The sequence below is a fragment of the Sphingobacterium sp. UBA7253 genome (assembly GCF_002472745.1).
GTDB lineage: Bacteria > Bacteroidota > Bacteroidia > Sphingobacteriales > Sphingobacteriaceae > Sphingobacterium > Sphingobacterium siyangense.
In genome coordinates this window covers 5,873-11,438 of sequence record NZ_DKSP01000065.1, presented here as the reverse complement: position 1 = coordinate 11,438, position 5,566 = coordinate 5,873, and the positions used below count along the sequence as shown (strand labels likewise).

Sequence of the window (5,566 nt, the reverse complement as noted above, 5' to 3'; positions counted from 1 at the left end):
AATACTATTATAGGTTTTTGATATCCCAAGCTCCTTTGAATTTCCCTGTAGTGATACCCGAGGTTTGACCCCATGTTCTGCCATGCGGTATAACAGACCATAATCTTCCAATCCGACATTAAATACCGGAATCTGTTTAGACTTCGCATCAAAAATCCGTGTGATGCCTGGCAGCTCCGTCCAGTAGGAATCAATAACACCAACGGCTCCCGCATTCTCCAGGGCCAATGGCAATGTCCGACGGGTGCTTCCCGTGTAGGACATGCTGCCTTCCCATTTTTTCAACTGATCATTCTTTAAGGTTTGATATTTTTCATAACCTTTCGGGGAAGCAGACTCCTTCCAGTTGGCATCAGATCTCCCCGACAGTGGATTCATCCCAATCAATACAATCTTGCCTTTAACTGTTTTAAGCCAGGACTGAAAATCAGATTTGGAGCTAAACAAAGGCATAGCGACCACTTCTGCCTCGATCCCTTTCTCCTTCGTCATAGGACTAAAAGCCAACTGTGTACCTTCTAAAGACTTTATTCTCGGATAAGTCATCGTCACTTGAGAAGTTCCCCGTTCCCAGGAACGCCATTCACCATAAGGCTCATTACGAGCCTGTGCTCCAAGCGCATTATAATTTTTGACAACCCAATCGTGCGCCTGTTGCATTTGTGGACTCCCGACAAGACGGGGGCCAATCATATCGACAAGCTCAAACGCATACTTCTCCAATTGTGAATTTGCATTTGCCTCCTGCACAATTGACGAAACCATCGCGTCTTTATTTTGCGCAAAAATAGTTGGAGCGCTCAATAATAGAAGTGCCAGCCCCAAAGATTTCATTCCATGGTATTTCATTGAATCTATCTTCATCTTTATATCATTATTTATAATTAATTGTTAACCAGCGAACACGATCATCTGGAATATATTGAATTGTACATTCACGTTCCTATTTTGTTCACCTATAGCTAATTCAGAAACTCAAAGTTTCCTGTGATTGGTTTTTCCGAAAATTACTAAAGAATATTTAAAAAAACACATTCATTTTTAATCAATTAAATAATATGCCCTTATTTAATTAAAAAGAGAACATAAAAAAGCCTGAAAAGAGTCTTTCCAGGCTTTACTAAATATAGATATGAGGGTTGATTAGTTACACTGCTTCCACTTTGGATTTTTCATAGCTCTCTTGGTGGACTGAGGCTACAGCTCTTCCAGATGGATCATTCAGATGCTGGAAAGAAGCATCCCAAGCCAAGGCCTCTGGTGTACTGCATGCGACAGATTTTACCGAAGGAACAGTTTGTGCCGCTGCTGTTGAAGGAAAATGGGACTCGAAAATTGTCCGATATAAAAACTCTTCCTTATTTTTCGGTGTGTTTATCGGGAAGCGCGTTGAAGCCTCTGCAAATTCCTGATCAGAAACTTTATTTTCAGCCTGCTCTTTCAAGGTATCGATCCAGCTATAGCCTACACCATCAGAAAATTGCTCTTTCTGGCGCCATGCGATGCTCTCCGGCAAGTAGTCTTCAAATGCCTTACGTACAACCCATTTCTCCATTCTTCCTTCGCGAATCATTTTATCGGAAGGATTGATGCGCATGGCAATATCCATAAATTCTTTATCCAAGAAAGGCACACGTCCTTCTACTCCCCAGGCCGCAAGTGATTTATTTGCCCGCAGACAATCGTATAGATAGAGCTTTTTCAGCTTGCGTACAGTTTCTTCATGAAATTCCTGCGCATTAGGTGCTTTATGAAAATAAAGATACCCACCGAAAAGTTCGTCTGAACCTTCACCTGACAATACCATTTTGATGCCCATTGATTTGATTACACGAGCTAATAAATACATAGGTGTAGAAGCACGTACCGTTGTAACGTCATAAGTTTCCAGGTGATAGATCACATCACGAATAGCATCCAATCCTTCTTGGATCGTAAAGTTGATCTCGTGGTGTATCGTTCCGATATGATCTGCAGCTTTTTGTGCTGCAATTAGATCCGGTGCACCCTTCAGTCCCACCGCAAATGAATGTAATTGAGGATACCAAGCATCTTCTTTATCGTCACTTTCAATGCGTTTGGAGGCAAACTTCTTCGTTACCGCCGCAATAACGGATGAATCCAATCCTCCGGACAGCAGTACACCGTAAGGTACATCTGACATCAATTGACGATGAACCGCATCTTCCAAAGCTTTGCGTAAAACGGCGATATCGGTCTCGTTGTCTTTTACGACAGCGTAACTTTCCCAATCACGTTGGTACCAGCGTTGCGGAGTTTTCCCAGCTTTGCTATACAAGTAATGTCCCGGAGGAAATTGTTCAATCGTCGTACAGAAACCTTCCAGTGATTTTAATTCAGATGCAACAAACAACTGTCCCTGTTCATCTTCACCGTAATATAAAGGGATAATACCCATATGGTCACGTGCAACAAAAAAGGAATCATCACGCGAATCATAGAGTGCAAATCCAAAAATACCATTTAATTCATCCACAAATGAGGGACCTTTTGCTAAATATAAAGCCAAAACAACTTCAGAGTCACTTTGTGTAGAAAACGCATAATCAGGAAGGCTATTTCTTAATTCATGGTGGTTATAGATCTCGCCATTAACTGCTAGTACAACTTTACCATCCGGACTGTACAAAGGTTGACTTCCCGATTTGGGATCAACGATAGCTAATCTCTCGTGTGCCAACAAAGCTTTCTCACCAGTAAATATACCCGACCAATCGGGACCACGGTGACGAATACGTTTTGACATTTCTAATACTTGAGATCTCAATGAGCTTGCAGGTTGCTTTAATTCAAAAGCGCCAATAATTCCACACATATTATGAAAATTTTAAATATTTCGTTTTTACATTATGTTATTGACACAAAGTAAAACAATTAAAAACTAAATTCATAATGTTTTTTAATTTTTATTGTGTTTTTATTAAAAATAGCTTCATAAACAAACAAAATTATCAACGAAATACTTATTTGTTTACAATAATCACACAATAGATTAACAATTGATCTGCGGATTTATCGTTAAATTGACGTCATAATCAAATAACCAGGACATGGATCTAATTAGAACCTTCTATAGTGAGCTTGCGCTCACACCACAGGAATTAACGGCCATCACGGAGAAACACGAAGCCATAACCGTCAAAAAGGGCGATTTTATATTGACCAAAGGGCAGGTTTCAAATGCTTACTACTTGATTGAGTACGGAGTTACACGCTCCTTTTTACATGATTATGAAGGCAATGAAGTTACCATCGGCTTCTGTAGTGACAATGATGTTGTCATTGAAGTGGCTTCTTTTTTTCAACGCAATCCAACGGTGGAAAATATTCAGGCACTCATGGAAACCCGTCTCTGGAAAATAAAATTTGAAGATTTTCAGGAACTCTTTCATCAGATTCCTGAATTTAGGGAATGGGGCCGTTCCTGGATGGCTAAAGAACTTGTTCACATCAAAAATAGAGCTATTGCCATGATTACAGAACCTGCTACTGCCCGCTATCTACGCCTGATTAAGGAAAAACCAATATTGATACAGCAAGCCCCCTTAAAACATATCGCATCTTATCTAGGTATCACCGACACTTCCCTAAGCCGTATTCGAAAGGAAATTGTCCATGGAAATTAGTCCTTTTTAATGAATAAAGAACTACTTTTTTAAATCTTGCCTTAAGGCAAGATTTTTAAGAAAACTTCAGTTTAATTTTACGAATGTACTCCCAAGCTATTTATTGTAGTCCCCTGGGAAGAATAATTGAGAAAAAGAACGAAAAGAAGTAATCATTATATTCAAAAATTAGAAATCATGGCAAAATTACACGCTTATCTAAATTTCAACGGAAACTGTGAAGAAGCATTCGATTTTTATGAAAAAGTCTTCAACACAAAGAACCCAGGCTACATGCGTTACGGAGATATCCCCGCTGATCCACAAATGCCACCTGTTCCAGACGAAGCAAAAAACAAAATCTGTCATACAGCAATTTCGATCAATGGAGACAGCATGCTGATGGGTGCTGATGTCATTCCTGCTTTTGGTCAACAATACATTCAAGGAAACAACAGCTATGTCATGCTGATGTGTGAAAGCACCACAGAGGCAAAAACATTGTATGATGCATTAAGCACCAATGCAAAGGTGGTTGAAATGCCGCTCGGCGAAACATTCTTTGCCGAACTATACAGCGCTTTTCAAGATCAATTTGGCATTTGCTGGATGGTTTATTTTGGCGGAAATAAAGAACAAGATTGCGAAAGTAAGCCTTAAGCCAGCGAAACAGTCCATAATATATTTGGCAAAAAAGGCGGTAACAACAGTTTACCGCCCTTTCTATTTTCGATGACTTCTGCCTATTTACGCGATCTCAATTGAACCTGTCGCTACAGGAAGTCGTCTATTTCATCTCGGGCTTTCACCCTTCAGATGGACTATTATTTCTTTACCAATACCTCTTGCTCAAACAGGATCCCATCCCAGCCATTTGTCCTAAATTGACGGATGTTCTGATGTCCCTCTCCCTCAGGATTATCGAGTACATTCTGATAATGCTCGGCAAAAAGGCGCAAAGTATCCTCCTGCGAAAGACCATTCAACTGTGCAAAATAGAAAACTTTTGCACTGCCTTGATTTTCTTCTTTCGAATTTTTCAACGTCCCATTCTGAAATGCACTGGGACTATAGCTGTAATGATCGGCAATATGAGTCAATACTTCCTGAAACTGTAATTCGCTTCCTTTTGATTTAATCAATAATTCTGCTGTATTCATCTTGATGTTATACCTTTTAAAATCTATTCTAATTTAATTTCTCAACCATAAACCTGAACGAACAGGCATTAAGCGCTCTTAAATAACTCCATGCAGCGAGCCTCCCTTTGCAGCAAGCTGATCCACACGTCTTTCCACCGCTTCATCTTTAATCAAAGCCGGGGCATGGTGGGGTTTTGTCCGCGCATCAATAATCAGAGGACCTTCACAACCCCAATGTTTAAATGCTGTAAAACTATTTATTCCATAAATATCATACGCAGGATTACTCCGGGTAAACGTTGTCCAAACAAAGTTATTGACAGTAGCAGCGGTAAAGTTAGCATCATCGCATAAAACGATCAATGGAAAACCTTCCCAGGAGCTTGCAGCGGCAGCACGACACCATTCCGCCATAATTTTCGATTCATGCTCGTATGTGGAGAATGCCTGTCCATCTATCGCAATAACACCAGGTATGACAAATTTTGCCTGATTAAAAGGTCGTGGCAGCTCAAAATTGGCTGGCAATTCACGGCCCAATGTTCTTTTCTTTGTACCAGCGGCAGCAAAAACCACCTTTGAACCGGCATTTAATCCATCGCCGGAATAATCTAAGGTATCAATAGTCGTATTGGTCTGAAAATGAACATCTCGAGTAAGGTCTATGCGTTCAAGGATATGCCCCAAAAAAGCCGGAATATCATAAATATCCAATTGCGGATTATCTTCATGTGCTGAAATAAACAAATATTTAGCAAGGCTGAGCTGATTTTTACCCAGTATCTGATTGGCTATTGT

At 40.2% G+C, this 5,566-nt stretch carries 4 protein-coding genes and 2 pseudogenes; 2 read left to right on the top strand and 4 right to left on the bottom strand.

Features of this window, described 5'->3' with window-relative positions:
• A pseudogene (locus B2X72_RS05965) lies at positions 1 to 864 on the bottom strand (peptidase M28); the annotation flags it as partial.
• Positions 865 to 1,147: 283 nt separating this feature from the next.
• Positions 1,148 to 2,836: an asparagine synthase B gene (asnB, locus tag B2X72_RS05960; protein WP_075994095.1), complete on the bottom strand. Its 1,689-nt coding sequence runs from the start codon at positions 2,834 to 2,836 to the stop codon at positions 1,148 to 1,150.
• 235 nt (positions 2,837 to 3,071) lie between these two features.
• On the opposite strand from asnB, the gene B2X72_RS05955 reads away from it, so the two are divergent.
• A complete protein-coding gene (locus tag B2X72_RS05955) occupies positions 3,072 to 3,647 on the top strand; it encodes a Crp/Fnr family transcriptional regulator (RefSeq protein WP_286848569.1) in 576 nt (191 codons plus the stop codon).
• Between the two features lie 177 nt (positions 3,648 to 3,824).
• Complete coding sequence (locus B2X72_RS05950) at positions 3,825 to 4,286, top strand: VOC family protein (RefSeq protein WP_145328328.1); 462 nt, start codon at positions 3,825 to 3,827, stop codon at positions 4,284 to 4,286.
• 164 nt (positions 4,287 to 4,450) lie between these two features.
• On the opposite strand, the gene B2X72_RS05945 is transcribed toward B2X72_RS05950, so the two are convergent.
• On the bottom strand, positions 4,451 to 4,786 hold the full coding sequence (locus tag B2X72_RS05945) for a HopJ type III effector protein (RefSeq protein ID WP_286848567.1): 336 nt from the start codon (positions 4,784 to 4,786) through the stop codon (positions 4,451 to 4,453).
• A 78-nt stretch (positions 4,787 to 4,864) separates the two neighbouring features.
• Positions 4,865 to 5,566, bottom strand: a pseudogene (locus B2X72_RS05940) (UbiD family decarboxylase domain-containing protein); the annotation flags it as partial.

What these genes read in the sequence shown, in the direction of transcription:
- B2X72_RS05950 (WP_145328328.1), top strand. Translation starts at nt 3,825, where the DNA reads ATGGCAAAATTACACGCTTATCTAAATTTCAACGGAAACTGTGAAGAA.
- asnB (WP_075994095.1), bottom strand. Translation starts at nt 2,836, where the DNA reads ATGTGTGGAATTATTGGCGCTTTTGAATTAAAGCAACCTGCAAGCTCA.
- B2X72_RS05955 (WP_286848569.1), top strand. Translation starts at nt 3,072, where the DNA reads ATGGATCTAATTAGAACCTTCTATAGTGAGCTTGCGCTCACACCACAG.
- B2X72_RS05945 (WP_286848567.1), bottom strand. Translation starts at nt 4,786, where the DNA reads ATGAATACAGCAGAATTATTGATTAAATCAAAAGGAAGCGAATTACAG.